General features: G+C 34.1%; 1 pseudogene. It reads left to right on the top strand.

Features of this window, described 5'->3' with window-relative positions:
- Positions 1-475, top strand: a pseudogene (locus tag FIA58_RS21165) (type IV secretion protein Rhs); the annotation flags it as partial.

The following is a 475-nucleotide window of genomic DNA, read 5'->3' as shown; positions in this document are numbered from 1 at the left end:
ATACAATTGAATATCTTTACAATGCTACAGGACAAAAAATAGCTAAAAAAGTGACTGAGAATAGTACTATAACCACTACCGAATATTTAGCAGGAGGCTTTCAATATAAAGGAGCGTTTTTGCAATTCTTTCCACATGCGGAAGGGTATGTGAATGTGGTAGATTCTCATGGAGTAAACAACTACAATTACGTTTTTAATTATACCGATCATCTAGGCAACATACGACTAAGCTACGGAGTAGATCCAAGCACAGGGAGTGTAAAAATAATGGAAGAAAATCACTATTATGCCTTTGGATTAAAACATACCAACTATAACAGTGACCAATTATTATATCAAAAAAATGCAAATGAAGTAATTGTATTAAAAGGAGGAACACCTACAGTGCAATCTACTTACCAGTATAAATACAACGGTAAAGAACTACAAACGGAGCTTGGATTGAATATGTATGACTATGGGGCTAGGAATTA

Origin of the sequence: Flavobacterium jejuense, from assembly GCF_006491595.2 — a bacterium.
Taxonomy (GTDB): Bacteria; Bacteroidota; Bacteroidia; order Flavobacteriales; family Flavobacteriaceae; genus Flavobacterium; species Flavobacterium jejuense.
The sequence above is the reverse complement of the archived record's forward strand: the minus strand, read 5'-3'. Positions and strand labels throughout refer to the sequence as shown.